The sequence below is a fragment of the Streptococcus sp. 151470009-6 genome, from assembly GCF_053628175.1.
In genome coordinates this window covers 1-16,750 of sequence record NZ_JBSEZF010000007.1, presented here as the reverse complement: position 1 = coordinate 16,750, position 16,750 = coordinate 1, and the positions used below count along the sequence as shown (strand labels likewise).

15 protein-coding genes and 1 pseudogene are annotated in these 16,750 nt (G+C 36.3%); all 16 read left to right on the top strand.

The window, feature by feature from the left end; genetic code table 11:
* The first annotated feature begins 7 nt into the window (after positions 1–7).
* On the top strand, positions 8–1,198 hold the full coding sequence (locus ACUW6H_RS08785; protein ID WP_096408770.1) for a S1C family serine protease: 1,191 nt from the start codon (positions 8–10) through the stop codon (positions 1,196–1,198).
* Between the two features lie 57 nt (positions 1,199–1,255).
* Positions 1,256–2,014 (top strand): ParB/RepB/Spo0J family partition protein, encoded by a 759-nt coding sequence (locus ACUW6H_RS08780; protein ID WP_004239627.1) that lies wholly within the window; start codon positions 1,256–1,258, stop codon positions 2,012–2,014.
* A gap of 216 nt (positions 2,015–2,230) precedes the next feature.
* The gene (gene dnaA, locus ACUW6H_RS08775; protein ID WP_096405645.1) at positions 2,231–3,592 is read left to right on the top strand and encodes a chromosomal replication initiator protein DnaA; all 1,362 of its coding nucleotides are present in this window, start codon (positions 2,231–2,233) and stop codon (positions 3,590–3,592) included.
* Positions 3,593–3,750: 158 nt separating this feature from the next.
* Positions 3,751–4,887 carry a DNA polymerase III subunit beta gene (gene dnaN / locus ACUW6H_RS08770; RefSeq protein WP_000581142.1) on the top strand — a complete coding sequence of 379 codons (1,137 nt, stop codon included), beginning with the start codon at positions 3,751–3,753 and terminating at the stop codon, positions 4,885–4,887.
* 64 nt (positions 4,888–4,951) lie between these two features.
* On the top strand, positions 4,952–5,146 hold the full coding sequence (locus tag ACUW6H_RS08765; RefSeq protein ID WP_000285177.1) for a DUF951 domain-containing protein: 195 nt from the start codon (positions 4,952–4,954) through the stop codon (positions 5,144–5,146).
* Positions 5,147–5,230: 84 nt separating this feature from the next.
* Positions 5,231–6,346, top strand: coding sequence for a redox-regulated ATPase YchF (gene ychF / locus ACUW6H_RS08760; RefSeq protein WP_001218699.1), 1,116 nt, complete (start codon positions 5,231–5,233; stop codon positions 6,344–6,346).
* Positions 6,347–6,418: 72 nt separating this feature from the next.
* Positions 6,419–6,988 (top strand): aminoacyl-tRNA hydrolase, encoded by a 570-nt coding sequence (gene pth / locus ACUW6H_RS08755; protein ID WP_096405649.1) that lies wholly within the window; start codon positions 6,419–6,421, stop codon positions 6,986–6,988.
* A complete protein-coding gene (mfd, locus tag ACUW6H_RS08750) occupies positions 6,989–10,492 on the top strand; it encodes a transcription-repair coupling factor (protein ID WP_454364193.1) in 3,504 nt (1,167 codons plus the stop codon).
* 57 nt (positions 10,493–10,549) lie between these two features.
* Positions 10,550–10,816 carry an RNA-binding S4 domain-containing protein gene (locus ACUW6H_RS08745; protein ID WP_001234973.1) on the top strand — a complete coding sequence of 89 codons (267 nt, stop codon included), beginning with the start codon at positions 10,550–10,552 and terminating at the stop codon, positions 10,814–10,816.
* Positions 10,809–11,177 carry a septum formation initiator family protein gene (locus ACUW6H_RS08740; protein WP_000041917.1) on the top strand — a complete coding sequence of 123 codons (369 nt, stop codon included), beginning with the start codon at positions 10,809–10,811 and terminating at the stop codon, positions 11,175–11,177. The genes ACUW6H_RS08745 and ACUW6H_RS08740 overlap by 8 nt, the downstream gene beginning before the upstream one ends.
* 4 nt (positions 11,178–11,181) lie before the next feature.
* Positions 11,182–11,304: an SP_0009 family protein gene (locus ACUW6H_RS08735; protein WP_000429343.1), complete on the top strand. Its 123-nt coding sequence runs from the start codon at positions 11,182–11,184 to the stop codon at positions 11,302–11,304.
* Positions 11,297–12,565, top strand: coding sequence for a serine hydrolase (locus tag ACUW6H_RS08730; protein ID WP_454364190.1), 1,269 nt, complete (start codon positions 11,297–11,299; stop codon positions 12,563–12,565). Before ACUW6H_RS08735 ends, ACUW6H_RS08730 begins: the two co-directional genes overlap by 8 nt.
* Positions 12,562–13,839 carry a tRNA lysidine(34) synthetase TilS gene (gene tilS, locus ACUW6H_RS08725; RefSeq protein ID WP_096405655.1) on the top strand — a complete coding sequence of 426 codons (1,278 nt, stop codon included), beginning with the start codon at positions 12,562–12,564 and terminating at the stop codon, positions 13,837–13,839. The genes ACUW6H_RS08730 and tilS overlap by 4 nt, the downstream gene beginning before the upstream one ends.
* 4 nt (positions 13,840–13,843) lie before the next feature.
* Positions 13,844–14,386, top strand: a complete 543-nt coding sequence (gene hpt, locus ACUW6H_RS08720; protein WP_096405657.1) for a hypoxanthine phosphoribosyltransferase — start codon at positions 13,844–13,846, stop codon at positions 14,384–14,386.
* A 15-nt stretch (positions 14,387–14,401) separates the two neighbouring features.
* On the top strand, positions 14,402–16,360 hold the full coding sequence (gene ftsH, locus ACUW6H_RS08715) for an ATP-dependent zinc metalloprotease FtsH (protein ID WP_000744576.1): 1,959 nt from the start codon (positions 14,402–14,404) through the stop codon (positions 16,358–16,360).
* A 39-nt stretch (positions 16,361–16,399) separates the two neighbouring features.
* Positions 16,400–16,645, top strand: a pseudogene (locus tag ACUW6H_RS08710) (23S rRNA (uracil(1939)-C(5))-methyltransferase RlmD); the annotation flags it as partial.
* Between the last annotated feature and the right edge of the window lie 105 nt (positions 16,646–16,750).

Genomic DNA, 16,750 nt, shown 5'->3' with positions numbered 1-16,750 from the left:
GGCGTTTATGAAACACTTACAAAAATTTTACAAAAAAGTAGTTAAAGTTCTTGCAATCATTCTAATAGGATTTTTAAGTGGTGCCTTAGGAAGTTTCGTAACATTACAACTTTATCAAAAACAAGGAAATCAAGCTACAAATAATAATTCCAACACTGTTACCCAAACATCCTATAAGAATGAAACTTCAACTACCCAAGCAGTCAATAAAGTTAAAGATGCCGTTGTATCTGTTATTACTTATTCATCAAATAGACAAAGTAGTGTATTTAATGGTGATGAAACTAATTCTGATTCAGACAATCAACAAATCGCGAGTGAGGGATCAGGTGTTATCTATAAAAAAGATGATAAAGATGCCTATCTTGTAACTAATACTCACGTTATCAATGGAGCTTCAAAAGTTGATATCCGCTTGGCAGATGGTACCAAGGTTCCTGGTGAGATTGTGGGATCTGATACTTTCTCTGATATTGCTGTCGTTAAAATTTCTTCAGAAAAAGTTACAACAGTAGCAGAATTTGGGGATTCAAGTCAACTTAGTGTTGGAGAAACAGCGATTGCTATCGGTAGTCCTCTAGGTTCAGAATATGCTAATACAGTTACACAGGGGATTATTTCAAGTCTTAATCGAACTGTATCTCTAAAATCTGAAGATGGTCAAGCTATTTCTACAAAAGCTATTCAAACAGACACTGCTATTAACCCAGGTAATTCTGGTGGTCCACTTGTAAACATTCAAGGTCAAGTAATTGGTATTACATCAAGTAAAATTGCAAGTAATGGTGGAACATCTGTAGAAGGTCTTGGTTTTGCAATTCCTTCAAACGATGCACAAAATATCATTAAACAGCTTGAAAGTGATGGTAAAGTGACTCGTCCAGCTCTTGGAATTCAAATGGTCAATTTGGCTAATGTTGGAGCGAATGATCTGAGAAAACTCAACATCCCAAGTAGTCTTACTTCAGGTGTAGTTGTTCGATCTGTTCAAAGTAATATGCCAGCAAATGGACATCTTCAAAAATACGACGTCATTACTAAAGTTGACGACAAAGAGATTGCCTCATCAACAGACCTACAACACGCTCTTTATACTCATGCTATCGGAGATACTATCAAAGTAACCTACTACCGTAATGGTAAAGAGGAAACAACCTCTATTAAGCTTGATAAGAATTCAGGTGATCTAGAGTCTTAATTGACATCAGTGTAAAGAAAACTTTACAGATAGTAAAAGATATGTTAGTGTAGAATCATGGAAAAATTTGAAATGATTTCTATCTCAGAAATACAAAAAAATCCTTACCAACCTCGAAAAGAATTTGATGCAGATAAATTAAAGGAATTAGCTCAATCAATCAAAGAAAATGGGCTCATCCAACCAATCATCGTTCGTCAATCTCCTGTAATTGGTTATGAAATCCTTGCAGGAGAGAGACGATATCGGGCTTCTCTCTTAGCTGGTCTTACTTCTATTCCAGCCCTTGTGAAACATCTCTCAGATCAGGAAATGATGATCCAGTCTATCATTGAGAATCTGCAGAGAGAAAACTTAAATCCAGTTGAAGAGGCACGCGCCTACGAATCTTTGGTAGAAAAAGGATTTACTCATACTGAGATAGCGGATAAAATGGGAAAATCTCGTCCTTATATCACTAATTTTATTCGTTTGCTTTCCCTACCAGAGCATATCTTATCTGAAGTGGAAAATGGAAAAATCTCTCAAGCTCATGCACGTTCACTAGTTGGTTTGGATAAAGAGCAGCAAGAATATTTCTTCCAATTAATCAAAAACGAAGACATCTCTGTGAGAAAACTAGAAACACTGCTGACAGAAAAAAAACAAAAGAAACAGAAAAAAAGTGACTCTTTCATCAAAGATGAGGAAGATAAATTGAAAAAACTACTTGGAGTGAATGTAGAAATTAAACTTTCTAAAAAAGATACTGGAAAGATTGTTATTTCTTTTTCAAGTCAAGAAGAATACGATAGAATTATTAACAGCCTGAAATAAGGCTGTTCTTTTATTTTCTCAACCCACAAATTTATCCACCAATTTTTTTATCAAAAAGCCTACTAAATCAAGGATTTTTCTATTTATCCCCAACCTGTGGATAAATACTGCTAACATTGTGGATTCTTTTCCCCAATCTGTGGAAAAATCCTACTATCTATGGTAAAATAAGTCTAGCACTAAACTACTAAAATCATAGTAAAGGAGGAAAAATAGTTGAAAGAAAAGCAATTTTGGAATCGTATTTTAGAATTTGCTCAAGAAAGATTGACGCGATCTATGTATGATTTCTATGCTACACCTGCTGAACTCATCAAAGTAGAAGAAAATACAGCTACTATATTTCTACCGAGAACAGAGATGGAAATGGTATGGGAAAAGCAATTAAAAGATATTATTATTGCTGCTGGTTTTGAAATTTATGATTCTGAAATCAAACCTCACTATATTTTCACTAAACCTCAGAGTACAGAATCTCCTCAAGTAAATGATACAAATAGTGTCTCTACTTACGATTATACACCTGCACTACCAACGATTCCCTATTCTGAAACGGGATTAAAAGAAAAATATACCTTTGATAACTTTATTCAAGGTGATGGAAATGTTTGGGCGGTGTCCGCTGCGTTAGCTGTATCAGAAGATTTAGCTCTAACCTACAATCCTCTTTTCATCTATGGAGGACCTGGGCTTGGAAAGACTCACTTACTTAATGCGATTGGAAATGAGATTTTGAAGAATATTCCTGATGCGCGTGTCAAGTACATTCCTGCTGAAAGCTTTATCAATGACTTTCTTGAACACTTGCGACTTGGGGAAATGGAAAAGTTCAAAAAGACTTACCGTAGTCTTGATCTCTTATTGATCGATGATATCCAATCTCTCAGTGGCAAAAAAGTCGCAACCCAGGAAGAATTTTTCAATACCTTCAATGCTCTTCATGATAAGCAGAAACAGATTGTCCTAACCAGTGATCGTAGCCCTAAACACCTAGAAGGCCTTGAAGAGAGACTTGTCACGCGCTTTAGCTGGGGATTAACACAAAATATCACCCCTCCTGACTTTGAAACACGTATCGCCATTCTTCAAAGTAAAACAGAGCATTTAGATTACCATTTCCAAAGCGATACCCTAGAATACCTAGCTGGCCAATTTGACTCAAATGTTCGAGAATTGGAAGGAGCAATCAACGATATCACTTTAATTGCCAGAGTCAAGAAGATTAAGGATATAACTATTGATATCGCTGCAGAGGCTATCAGAGCACGTAAACAAGATGCCCGCCAGATGCTTGTTATTCCAATTGAAAAAATCCAAACTGAAGTTGGTAATTTTTATGGAGTGAGTGTCAAAGAAATGAAGGGGACGAGACGAGTTCAAAACATCGTTTTGGCGCGTCAAGTTGCTATGTATCTAGCTAGAGAACTGACAGATAATAGTCTTCCTAAAATCGGAAAAGAATTCGGCGGAAAGGATCATACTACCGTGATTCATGCTCATGCTAAAATAAAATCATTGATTGACGAAGACGATAATTTACGTTTAGAAGTAGAATCAATCAAAAAGAAAATTAAGTAGCTTGTGGATAACTCTCACTTTCCTATCTTTTTTATCCACATTTTTTAAACAAGCTAGGAATCTTGAATTTACTAAATAGAAATCAGTTTTCCACAGAATTCACAGACTCTATTATTACTATTAACTTTCTAATACTAAGAATAAATAAAGGAGAATCCATGATTCATTTTTCAATTAATAAAAATTTATTTCTACAAGCCTTAAATACCACAAAACGAGCAATTAGCTCTAAAAATGCTATTCCAATTTTATCAACAATCAAAATTGATGTTACCAATGAAGGAATTACTTTAATTGGATCAAATGGGCAAATCTCCATTGAAAATTTCATTTCTCAAAAAAATGAAGATGCTGGTCTTTTGATTACTTCCTTAGGTTCGATTCTTCTTGAAGCCTCTTTCTTTATCAATGTTGTATCCAGTCTTCCAGATGTAACCCTTGATTTCAAAGAAATTGAACAAAAACAAATTGTCTTAACAAGTGGCAAATCAGAAATCACTCTAAAAGGAAAAGATAGCGAACAGTACCCACGAATTCAAGAAATTTCAGCAAGCACACCTTTGGTTCTTGAAACCAAACTACTTAAGAAAATTATCAATGAAACAGCTTTTGCTGCAAGTACGCAAGAAAGTCGTCCAATTTTGACTGGTGTCCATTTTGTTTTGAGCAATCACAAGGAACTAAAGACAGTTGCAACAGACTCTCATCGCCTTAGCCAGAAAAAATTGACTCTTGAAAAAAATGGTGATGATTTTGATGTGGTGATTCCTAGTCGCTCTCTACGCGAATTTTCAGCTGTATTTACGGATGATATTGAAACTGTGGAGATTTTCTTTGCAAATAATCAAATCCTCTTTAGAAGCGAAAATATTAGCTTCTACACTCGTCTCCTAGAAGGAAACTATCCTGATACAGATCGTTTGATTCCAACTGACTTTAATACGACAGTAACTTTTGATGTTGTCAACTTGCGTCATTCAATGGAACGTGCTCGTCTCTTATCAAGTGCGACTCAAAATGGTACTGTGAAGCTTGAAATTAAAGGTGGTGTTGTTAGCGCCCATGTTCATTCTCCTGAAGTTGGTAAAGTAAACGAAGAAATCGATACTGAGCAGGTTACTGGGAATGATTTGACTATTAGTTTCAACCCGACTTACTTGATTGATTCCCTCAAAGCTTTAAATAGCGAAAAAGTAACTATCAGCTTTATCTCAGCTGTTCGTCCATTCACTCTTGTTCCAGCAGATACTGATGAAGACTTCATGCAGCTCATTACTCCAGTTCGTACAAATTAAGTGAAAGAGGTTGAGCCTAGCTCGCCTCTTTTATGATATAATCGAAAAAGAAAAGGAGAGTAGTATGTATCAAGTTGGAAATTTTATTGAAATGAAAAAGCCACATGCTTGCACCATCAAGTCAACAGGAAAAAAAGCCAATCGTTGGGAAATTACACGTGTTGGGGCAGATATCAAAATCAAATGTAGCAATTGCGACCACCTTGTTATGATGAGCCGCCATGATTTTGAACGAAAAATGAATAAGATTATTGACTAAGAACCCTTAGCTAGAGAGTTAGCAAGTTTTCCCTTTTTGTGTTATAATGTTAGGGATTGAAATGAGAACGGAGAATGAGAAAATATGGCTTTAACAGCAGGTATCGTTGGTTTGCCAAACGTTGGTAAATCAACCCTTTTTAATGCAATTACAAAAGCAGGAGCAGAGGCAGCAAACTACCCATTTGCGACTATTGATCCAAACGTTGGAATGGTAGAAGTTCCAGATGAACGCCTACAAAAACTAACGGAAATGATTACTCCTAAAAAGACAGTTCCAACAACTTTTGAATTTACAGATATTGCAGGGATTGTAAAAGGCGCATCGAAAGGAGAAGGTCTAGGGAATAAATTTTTGGCCAACATCCGTGAAGTAGATGCGATTGTTCATGTTGTGCGTGCATTTGATGATGAAAATGTTATGCGCGAGCAAGGACGTGAAGACGCCTTTGTGGATCCACTTGCAGATATTGATACCATTAACTTGGAGTTGATTCTTGCTGACCTAGAGTCAGTAAATAAACGCTATGCGCGTGTAGAAAAGATGGCGCGTACGCAAAAAGATAAAGAATCAGTAGCAGAGTTTAATGTCCTTCAAAAAATTAAACCAGTCCTTGAAGATGGAAAATCAGCACGTACCATTGAATTCACAGATGAAGAACAAAAAGTAGTCAAAGGTCTCTTCCTTTTGACGACTAAACCAGTTCTTTATGTTGCTAATGTAGATGAGGATGTCGTTTCAGATCCAGACTCTATCGACTATGTCAAACAAATTCGTGAATTTGCAGCGACAGAGAATGCTGAAGTAGTAGTTATTTCCGCGCGTGCTGAAGAAGAAATTTCTGAGTTAGATGATGAAGATAAGCAAGAGTTTCTTGAAGCACTTGGTTTGACAGAATCAGGTGTTGATAAATTGACTCGAGCTGCTTACCACTTGCTTGGACTTGGAACTTACTTTACAGCTGGTGAAAAAGAAGTCCGTGCTTGGACCTTTAAGCGTGGTATGAAAGCTCCTCAAGCTGCTGGTATCATCCACTCTGACTTCGAAAAAGGATTTATCCGTGCAGTAACCATGTCTTATGATGATTTGGTGAAATACGGATCTGAAAAGGCTGTAAAAGAAGCTGGGCGCTTGCGTGAAGAAGGAAAAGAATATGTCGTTCAAGATGGCGATATCATGGAATTCCGCTTTAATGTCTAATAACATTTAACAAATAGTGTCAATTAGGTTGGAAAAAAATTCCAACCCTTTTGGCTTTTGAAAGGAAAATAAATGACTAAATTACTTGTTGGATTAGGAAATCCAGGGGATAAATATTTTGAAACCAAGCACAATGTTGGCTTTATGTTGATTGACCAATTAGCTAAAAAACAAAATGTCACTTTTACACACGATAAGATATTTCAAGCTGACCTAGCATCTTTTTTCCTCAATGGAGAAAAAATTTATCTTGTCAAACCTACGACCTTTATGAACGAAAGTGGAAAAGCGGTTCATGCTTTATTGACTTACTATGGTTTGGATATTGAAGACTTACTGGTTATTTACGATGACCTTGACATGGAAGTTGGAAAAATTCGCTTAAGAGCTAAGGGATCAGCAGGTGGTCATAATGGGATCAAATCTATTATTCAACATATAGGTACTCAGATCTTTAACCGTGTTAAAATAGGTATCGGAAGACCTAAAAAAGGAATGTCAGTGGTTCACCATGTTTTAAGTAAGTTTGATCAGGATGACTATGTAGGTATTTTACAGTCAATTGACAAGGTTGACAAAGCTGTAAACTACTATTTACAAGAGAAAAACTTTGAAAAAACAATGCAGAGGTATAATGGATAAATGGTGACTTTATTAGATTTATTCTCAGAAAATAATCAGATAGAAAAATGGCATCAAAATCTGACAGATAAGAAAAGACAACTAATACTAGGTCTGTCAACTTCTACCAAGGCTCTTGCAATTGCAAGCAGTCTAGAAAAAGAAAATAAGATTGTGTTACTGACTTCAACTTATGGAGAAGCAGAACGAATTATCAGTGATCTTCTTTCTCTCTTAGGAGAGGAACTTGTCTATCCATTTTTGGTTGATGACTCTCCTATGGTAGAGTTTTTGATGTCTTCGCAAGAAAAAATCATTTCGCGGGTTGAGGCCTTGCGTTTTTTGAGTGATCCGTCTAAGAAAGGGATTTTAGTTTGTAATATCGCAGCGAGTCGGTTAATTTTACCCTCTCCGACTAGATTTAAAGAAAGTACTATAAAAATTGCAGTTGGCGAAGAATATGACCAACGCGAGCTACTTCACCGGTTAAAGGAAATTGGATATCGAAAAGTTACTCAAGTACAGACACAAGGTGAGTTTAGTATTCGAGGAGATATTTTAGATATTTTTGAGATGTCTCAGTTAGAACCTTTCCGAATCGAGTTTTTTGGTGATGAAGTAGATGGAATTCGGACTTTCGAAGTAGAAACACAATTATCAAAAGAAAATCAAACAGAACTCACTATCTTTCCAGCTAGTGATATGCTTTTAAGAGAAAAGGATTATCGACAAGGTCAGTCAGCTTTGGAAAAGCAAATTTCGAAGACTCTATCACCGATTTTGAAATCCTATCTAGAAGAAATTTTGTCAAGTTTTCATCAAAAACAAGTACATTCAGATAGTCGAAAGTTTTTATCTTTATGTTACCATAAAACATGGACTATATCTGATTATATTGAAAAAGATACACCAGTATTCTTTGATGATTATCAAAAATTGATGAATCAGTATGAAGCATTTGAAAGAGAATTAGCACAATACTTTACAGAAGATTTACAGAATGGTAAAGCATTTTCTGACATGCAGTATTTTGCAGATACAGAGCAAACCTATAAAAAACAAAGTCCAGTTACCTTTTTCTCAAATCTACAAAAAGGATTAGGAAATCTCAAATTTGATCACATTTATCAATTTAATCAATATCCTATGCAGGAGTTTTTCAATCAATTTTCTTTTCTTAAAGAAGAAATTGAGCGATATAAAAAAATGGACTACACTATTATCTTGCAGTCTAGCAATTCAATGGGAAGTAAAACATTGGAGGATGTTTTAGAGGAATACCAGATTAAATTGGATTACAGAGATAAGTCAAGTATCTGTAAAGAATCTGTAAACTTGATTGAGGGTAATCTAAGACATGGTTTTCATTTTGTAGATGAAAAAATTCTCTTGATCACTGAACATGAGATTTTTCAAAAGAAATTAAAACGTCGTTTTAGAAGACAACATGCGTCAAATGCAGAGCGATTAAAAGATTATAATGAACTTGAAAAAGGGGACTACGTTGTTCACCATATTCATGGAATTGGTCAATATCTAGGCATTGAAACAATTGAAATCAAAGGGATTCACCGTGATTATGTCAGTGTTCAATATCAAAATGGGGATCAAATCTCCATCCCAGTTGAGCAGATTCAGTTACTGTCAAAATATGTTTCAAGTGACGGTAAAGCGCCAAAACTTAATAAATTAAATGATGGTCATTTTAAAAAGGCCAAGCAAAAAGTTAAGAACCAGGTAGAGGATATAGCTGACGATTTAATCAAGCTTTATTCTGAGCGTAGTCAGTTGAAGGGGTTTGCTTTCTCAGCTGATGATGATGAGCAACATGCTTTTGATGATGCTTTCCCTTATATTGAAACGGATGATCAACTTCGTAGTATTGAGGAAATTAAGAGAGATATGCAGGATTCTCATCCCATGGATCGACTTTTAGTTGGGGATGTTGGCTTTGGGAAGACTGAGGTTGCAATGCGAGCTGCTTTTAAGGCGGTCAATGATCATAAACAAGTTGTCGTTCTAGTTCCGACGACGGTTTTAGCGCAACAACACTATACAAATTTTAAAGAGAGATTCCAAAATTTTGCTGTTAATATTGATGTGTTGAGTCGTTTTAGAAGTAAAAAAGAGCAGGCAGAGACACTTGAAAAATTAAAGAATGGTCAAGTCGATATTTTCATTGGAACGCATCGTGTTTTGTCAAAAGATGTTGTGTTTTCAGATTTGGGATTGATGATTATTGATGAAGAGCAACGATTTGGTGTCAAGCATAAGGAAACGTTGAAAGAACTGAAGAAACAAGTGGATGTCTTAACCTTGACAGCAACTCCAATACCTCGTACTCTTCATATGTCTATGTTGGGAATCCGAGATTTGTCTGTTATTGAAACACCTCCGACCAATCGTTATCCAGTGCAAACCTATGTTTTGGAAAAGAATGATAGTGTGATTCGTGATGCAGTCTTGCGTGAAATGGAGCGTGGAGGTCAAGTTTACTATCTTTACAACAAAGTTGACACTATTGATCGGAAGGTTTCAGAATTACAGGAGTTGATTCCAGAAGCTTCGATTGGGTTTGTTCATGGACAAATGAGTGAAATTCAGTTAGAAAACACTCTATTGGACTTTATTGAAGGTCAATATGATATTTTGGTGACAACTACTATTATTGAAACAGGTGTTGATATTCCAAACGCCAATACCCTGTTTATTGAAAATGCAGATCATATGGGCTTGTCAACCTTGTATCAATTAAGAGGAAGAGTTGGTCGTAGTAATCGCATTGCTTATGCCTATCTCATGTATCGTCCAGAAAAATCAATCAGTGAAGTCTCTGAAAAGAGATTAGAAGCAATCAAAGGATTTACAGAATTGGGATCTGGATTTAAGATTGCGATGCGAGATCTTTCTATCCGTGGGGCAGGAAACCTCTTAGGAAAATCCCAATCAGGTTTCATTGATTCTGTTGGTTTTGAATTGTATTCACAGTTATTAGAGGAAGCTATTGCTAAACGCAATGGCACTGAGAACACAAGAAATAAAGGAAATGCTGAGTTGATTTTACAAATTGATGCTTATCTTCCTGATACTTATATTTCTGACCAACGACATAAGATTGAAATTTACAAGAAAATTCGTCAAATTGACAACCGTGTCAACTATGAAGAACTACAAGAAGAGTTGATGGACCGCTTTGGAGAATACCCAGATGTAGTAGCCTACCTTTTAGAGATTGGTTTGGTCAAATCATACTTGGATAAGGTATTTGTAGAACGTGTGGAAAGAAAAGACAATAAGATTACAGTTCAATTTGAAAAAATCACTCAACGATTGTTTTTGGCTCAAGATTACTTTAAATCCCTATCTGCAACCAATTTAAAAGCAGCTATAGCGGAGAATAGAGGATTAATGGAAGTTGTATTTGATGTCCGAAACAAGAAGGATTATGAAATTTTAGAAGGGCTGATGATTTTTGGAGAAAGTTTATTAGAGATAAAAGAATCAAAGGAAGCTAATTCTCTTTGACGTTTTTCTTCTATAAAAGGGATAAAAATGGTACAATAATAATTTGAGGTAATAAAAATGAGATTAGACAAGTATTTAAAAGTATCACGAATTATTAAGCGCCGCACAGTCGCAAAGGAAGTAGCAGATAAAGGTAGAATCAAGGTAAATGGAATTTTGGCCAAAAGTTCAACAGATTTGAAAGTTGATGACCAAGTTGAAATTCGCTTTGGAAATAAGTTGTTGCTTGTAAAAGTACTGGAGATGAAAGATAGTACAAAAAAAGAAGATGCAGCAGGCATGTATGAAATTATCAGTGAAACACGGGTAGAAGAAAATGTCTAAAAATATTGTACAAATGAATAATCCTTTTATTCAAAATGAACACCAACGTCGTCGCTACCTGATGAAGGAAAGACAAAAGAGGAATCGCTTTATGGGTTGGGTTCTTATTTTGATGATTTTATTGTTTATTTTACCGACCTATAATCTGGCCCAAAGCTATAATCAGTTACTGCAACGTCGTCAGCAATTGACAGAGTTGAAAGAACAGTATCAAACTCTCAGTGATGAAAAGGATAAGGAATCCGCTTTTGCTGCAAAGTTGAAAGATGAAGACTATGTAGCAAAATATGCACGCGCCAAGTACTATTACTCAAAGAAACGAGAAGCGATTTACACAATTCCTGATTTGCTTCCGAGGTAATGTCATGGAAAATTTATTAGAAGTTGTTGAGCAGTTTCTAAGTTTATCAGATGAAAAACTAGAAGAATTAGCAGCTAAAAATCATTTATTACGATTACAAGAAGAAAGGGAAGAGAAGAATGCGTAAGTTCTTAGTAGTTTTATTGCTACCTGCTTTTATCATAACCTCAAGAGTAGTTAGCACAGAAAAACAGCTTCCTTACTCTTCACAAGAAATTTATTATCTAACCGAGTCTGATTATGGATTCTACTATAAAGAAACTCTGGAATCCCCAATGGTATATGGAGAAACAGCTGTCTATGCTAATGAGGAACTTGTCAAGGAGTCTGGTAAATTGACTCCTGGAACCACCTTTAAAATAGTAGAGTGGCGTTTGAATAGACAAGGTGTTCCTATTTTTAAATTAGATAATCACCAGTTTATCCTTGCAGATAAGCGGTTGGTCTATGATCAAAGTCAAGTTCAAACTCAAAATAGACAAGTATGGTTGGAACCGGGGTTTGTTATCTATAACAGCCCTTATGGCACTAAAGAAATTTCTTCTACCCTCTCCCCCTATCAACACGTACTAGTGGATAGAACCCTCTTTGCTGAGGGACAAGAATTTCTTCATATTGATCAAGTTGGGTGGGTATCAAAAGGGTTCGTCTCAGAAGAAGACAATCGCATCCAGAAGGTTCAAGAAGTTTTATCAAACAACTATCAGAATGAAAATTATTCTATTTATGTTAAACAACTGAGTACAGGTAAAGAGGCTGGGGTGAATGAAGACAGCAAACTCTATGCAGCTAGCATCTTGAAACTGGCCTATCTTTATTATGCTCAAGATAAGATAAATCAAGGGGAATATACGCTAGAAAGTAGCTTCAAGTATATCCCAGAAGTAAATAGTTTCCCTGGTTCCTATAAACCAGAAGGTAGTGGTAGTTTACCTAAAAAAGAAGACAGCAAAGATTACAGTCTTCAACAGTTAATTACCAAGGTAACAAAAGAGTCTGATAATGTTGCTCATAATATTTTAGGTTATTATGTGACCAATCAGTCTGACGGGGCTTTCAAAGAAAAAATGTCCACTATTATGGGTGAAGATTGGGATGTGAATGACAAATTGACTTCTTCAAAAATGGCTGGAAAAGTCATGGAAGCTATTTATAATCAGAATGGTTTTGTCTTAGAGTCTATGAGTAAGACTGATTTTGACAACCAAAGAATCGCAAAAGGAGTTTCGGTTAAGCTAGCTCATAAAATTGGAGATGCCGATGAGTTTAAACATGACACTGCCATTGTCTATACTGATTCTCCTTTCGTTCTTTCTATTTTCACCAAAAATTCTGATTATGACACCATTTCTAAGATAGCCAAGGATGTCTATGAGGTTCTAAAATGAGGGAACAGGATTTTTTAAATCATTTTCTCCGAAAAGAGTATTTTAAAAAACATTCTAAAGTCCTATTGGCTCTGTCTGGTGGACTGGATTCGATGTTTTTATTTCATCTATTGTCTACTTATCAAAATGAGTTGGGAATTGAGTTGATTTTAGCACATGTCAATCACAAGCAGAGAAGTGAGTCTGACTGGGAGGAAAATGAACTAAGGAAGTTAGCTGATGCAGCTGAACTTCCTATTTATATTACAAGCTTTTCAGGAGACTTTTCAGAAGCGCGTGCTCGAGAGTTTCGTTATGATTTTTTTAGGAAAATCATGAAAGAAGTTGGAGCGACTGCCTTGGTTACTGCCCACCATGCAGATGATCAAGTTGAAACGATTTTGATGCGCTTGATTCGTGGAAGTCGGTTACGTCATTTAATAGGAATAAAAGAAAGTCAAGTAGTTGATAATATTGAAATCATCCGTCCCTTGTTGCATTTTCATAAAAAGGATTTTCCACCAATTGCTCATTTCGAAGATCAAACAAATCAGGAAAGTACCTATTTTCGCAATCGCATTCGAAATAAGTATTTACCAGAACTTGAAAAAGAAAATCCCCGTCTTAGATCTGCTCTTTTAAATCTAGGAAGTGAGATTTCAGATTACCAAGCAGCCATAACGGAGCTTTCTGAACAGATTGATGTAGAAGATTTGAATGAGCTCTTTTCATACTCAAAACAAACTCAAGGGGTCTTGCTCCAGAACTATCTCAATCAATTCCCAGACTTAAATCTTACGAAGTCTCAGTTTGATGAAGTTCGACAGATTTTAGCAAGGAAAAGCCAGTATCGTTATCCATTGAAAAATGGCTATGAATTGATAAAAGAGTATCAGAATTTTCGAGTTTGCAAAATCAGTCCTCAGGCTGATGAAAAGGAAGATGAACTTGTGTTACACTATCAAAATCAAGTTCGACATAAGGGCTATTTATTTTCCTTTGGTATTCCTATTGAAGGAGATGTTGTTCAAAAAATAAATGTTTCACGAGAAACCTCAATACGGATTAGAGGTCGAAAACCTGGTGATGTTATTAGGCTGAATGGTCATCGAAAGAAACTGAGACGCTTGTTTATAGATTTGAAAATCCCTATTGAAAAACGAAAAACAGCTCCTATTATTGAGCAATTTGGAGAAATTGTCTCAATTTTAGGAATTGCGACCAGTGATTTGAGTAAAAACACGAAAAATGATATAATGAACACTGTACTTTATATAGAAAAAATAGATAGGTAAAAAGATGTTAGAACACGATATTAAAAAAATCCTCGTTTCACATGATGAAATTACAGAAGCAGCTAAAAAGCTAGGTGAACAACTAACCAAAGACTATGAGGGGAAAAATCCAATTCTTATTGGAATTTTGAAAGGATCGATTCCTTTTATGGCTGAATTGGTTAAGCATATTGATACACATATTGAGATGGACTTCATGATGGTATCTAGCTACCATGGTGGAACTGCAAGTAGTGGTGTAATCAATATCAAGCAAGACGTAACTCAAGATATCAAAGGAAGACATGTTTTATTTGTAGAGGATATCATCGATACAGGTCAAACTTTGAAGAATTTGCGAGATATGTTTATTGAAAGAGAAGCAGCTTCTGTTAAAATCGCGACTTTGTTGGACAAACCAGAGGGACGTGTTGTTGAAATTGAGGCAGATTATACTTGCTTTACTATTCCAAATGAGTTTGTAGTAGGTTATGGTCTAGATTATAAAGAGAATTATCGTAACCTTCCTTATGTCGGAGTATTGAAAGAAGAAGTTTATTCAAATTAGAAAGATCTATCTTTAATGAAAAAACAAAATAACGGTTTAGTTAGAAATCCATTTTTATACTTGTTAATTATCTTCTTCCTTGTAACAGGATTCCAGTATTTTTATTCTGGAAATACTGCGGGACGAAGCGAAAAAATTAACTATACAGAATTGGTAAAAGAAATTACAGCAGACAATGTAAAAGAATTAACCTATCAGCCGAATGGTAGCATCATTGAGGTGTCTGGTGTTTATAAAAATCCTAAAACTAGTAAAGAAGAAACAGGAATTCAATTTTTCACTCCTGCTGCTACAACAGTAGAAAGATTCTCAAGTACCATTCTTCCGTCTGATTCAACAGTTGCAGAATTGCAAAAACTTGCTTCTGAACATAAGGCAGAGGTAACGGTTAAACATGAGAGTTCAAGTGGTATGTGGATCAATATCCTTGTCTCTGTTGTGCCATTTGCTATTCTCTTCTTCTTCCTATTCTCTATGATGGGAAATATGGGAGGAAACAATAGTAGAAATCCAATGAGTTTTGGACGTAGCAAGGCCAAGGCTGCTAACAAAGAAGATATCAAGGTACGATTTTCAGATGTTGCAGGTGCCGAGGAAGAAAAACAAGAATTAGTAGAAGTTGTTGAATTCCTAAAAGATCCAAAACGATTTACCAAACTTGGCGCGCGTATTCCTGCGGGTGTTCTTTTAGAGGGACCTCCGGGAACAGGTAAGACTTTGCTTGCTAAGGCGGTTGCTGGAGAAGCAGGTGTTCCATTCTTTAGCATCTCAGGATCAGACTTTGTAGAAATGTTTGTCGGAGTTGGTGCAAGTCGTGTTCGTTCTCTTTTTGAGGATGCTAAAAAAGCAGCACCAGCCATTATCTTTATCGATGAAATTGATGCTGTTGGTCGCCAACGTGGTGTCGGCCTCGGTGGAGGAAATGATGAACGTGAGCAAACCTTGAACCAGCTCTTAATTGAAATGGATGGTTTTGAGGGTAATGAAGGAATTATTGTTATCGCTGCGACAAACCGTTCAGATGTTCTTGATCCAGCTCTTCTCCGCCCAGGACGTTTTGATAGAAAAGTCTTGGTTGGTCGCCCTGATGTTAAAGGTCGTGAAGCAATCTTGAAAGTTCACGCTAAAAATAAACCTCTAGCAGAAGATGTTGATTTGAAATTAGTTGCCCAACAAACTCCAGGTTTTGTGGGAGCTGACTTGGAAAATGTTCTAAATGAGGCAGCCTTGGTTGCAGCCCGTCGCAACAAGTCAGTTATTGATGCTTCAGATATTGATGAGGCAGAGGACAGAGTGATTGCTGGACCGTCTAAGAAAGATAAAACAGTATCACAAAGAGAACGTGAATTGGTTGCCTACCACGAGGCTGGACATACCATTGTTGGTTTAGTCTTGTCGAATGCCCGTGTTGTTCATAAAGTGACTATCGTACCACGTGGACGTGCAGGCGGATACATGATTGCACTTCCTAAAGAAGACCAAATGCTTCTTTCTAAAGAAGATATGAAAGAGCAATTAGCAGGTTTGATGGGAGGTCGTGTTGCTGAGGAAATTATCTTTAATGTCCAAACGACAGGAGCTTCAAATGACTTTGAACAAGCTACACAGATGGCGCGTGCAATGGTCACTGAATACGGTATGAGTGAAAAACTAGGTCCAGTTCAATATGAGGGCAATCATGCTATGTTTGGTGCACAAAGTCCTCAAAAATCAATTTCAGAACAAACAGCCTATGAAATTGATGAGGAAGTTCGTTCATTATTAAATGAGGCACGAAACAAAGCTGCTGAAATTATCCAATCAAATCGTGAAACTCATAAGTTGATTGCAGAAGCATTGTTGAAATACGAAACATTGGATAGTACACAGATTAAATCTCTTTACGAAACAGGAAAAATGCCTGAGACTGTAGAAGAGGAATCTCACGCCCTATCTTATGATGAAGTAAAATCAAAAATGAGTGAAGAAAAATAAATTTAGAGAGGTTCAACCTCTCTTTTTATGTTCTAATGTGAAGGTTACCGAGCAGATGCCCTGATAGTTGCCCCTCCTCATACAGGCTTAGATGATAAGCTATTGGATACCATTCTGACCTATGTTCCAGAAAAAATGGTCTATGTATCTTGTAATGTTTCAACATTAGCACGAGATTTGGTTAAAATAGTAACTGTCTATGATCTGCAGTATATCCAGTCGGTCGATATGTTTCCTCGCACTGCACGAACAGAAGAAGTGGTTAAGTTAGTGAAGAAAAATTAAATTCACTGGGAAAAGTTCTTGACAAAGGGAGAAAAGAAGGTATAATAGAAAGAGTCGAAAAGCTCAGGTCCGTTGGTCAAGGGGTTAAGACACCGCCTTTTCACG

What these genes read in the sequence shown, in the direction of transcription:
- ACUW6H_RS08785 (WP_096408770.1), top strand. Translation starts at nt 8, where the DNA reads ATGAAACACTTACAAAAATTTTACAAAAAAGTAGTTAAAGTTCTTGCA.
- ACUW6H_RS08780 (WP_004239627.1), top strand. Translation starts at nt 1,256, where the DNA reads ATGGAAAAATTTGAAATGATTTCTATCTCAGAAATACAAAAAAATCCT.
- dnaN (WP_000581142.1), top strand. Translation starts at nt 3,751, where the DNA reads ATGATTCATTTTTCAATTAATAAAAATTTATTTCTACAAGCCTTAAAT.
- ACUW6H_RS08765 (WP_000285177.1), top strand. Translation starts at nt 4,952, where the DNA reads ATGTATCAAGTTGGAAATTTTATTGAAATGAAAAAGCCACATGCTTGC.
- ychF (WP_001218699.1), top strand. Translation starts at nt 5,231, where the DNA reads ATGGCTTTAACAGCAGGTATCGTTGGTTTGCCAAACGTTGGTAAATCA.
- pth (WP_096405649.1), top strand. Translation starts at nt 6,419, where the DNA reads ATGACTAAATTACTTGTTGGATTAGGAAATCCAGGGGATAAATATTTT.
- mfd (WP_454364193.1), top strand. Translation starts at nt 6,989, where the DNA reads ATGGTGACTTTATTAGATTTATTCTCAGAAAATAATCAGATAGAAAAA.
- ACUW6H_RS08745 (WP_001234973.1), top strand. Translation starts at nt 10,550, where the DNA reads ATGAGATTAGACAAGTATTTAAAAGTATCACGAATTATTAAGCGCCGC.
- ACUW6H_RS08740 (WP_000041917.1), top strand. Translation starts at nt 10,809, where the DNA reads ATGTCTAAAAATATTGTACAAATGAATAATCCTTTTATTCAAAATGAA.
- ACUW6H_RS08735 (WP_000429343.1), top strand. Translation starts at nt 11,182, where the DNA reads ATGGAAAATTTATTAGAAGTTGTTGAGCAGTTTCTAAGTTTATCAGAT.
- ACUW6H_RS08730 (WP_454364190.1), top strand. Translation starts at nt 11,297, where the DNA reads ATGCGTAAGTTCTTAGTAGTTTTATTGCTACCTGCTTTTATCATAACC.
- tilS (WP_096405655.1), top strand. Translation starts at nt 12,562, where the DNA reads ATGAGGGAACAGGATTTTTTAAATCATTTTCTCCGAAAAGAGTATTTT.
- hpt (WP_096405657.1), top strand. Translation starts at nt 13,844, where the DNA reads ATGTTAGAACACGATATTAAAAAAATCCTCGTTTCACATGATGAAATT.
- ftsH (WP_000744576.1), top strand. Translation starts at nt 14,402, where the DNA reads ATGAAAAAACAAAATAACGGTTTAGTTAGAAATCCATTTTTATACTTG.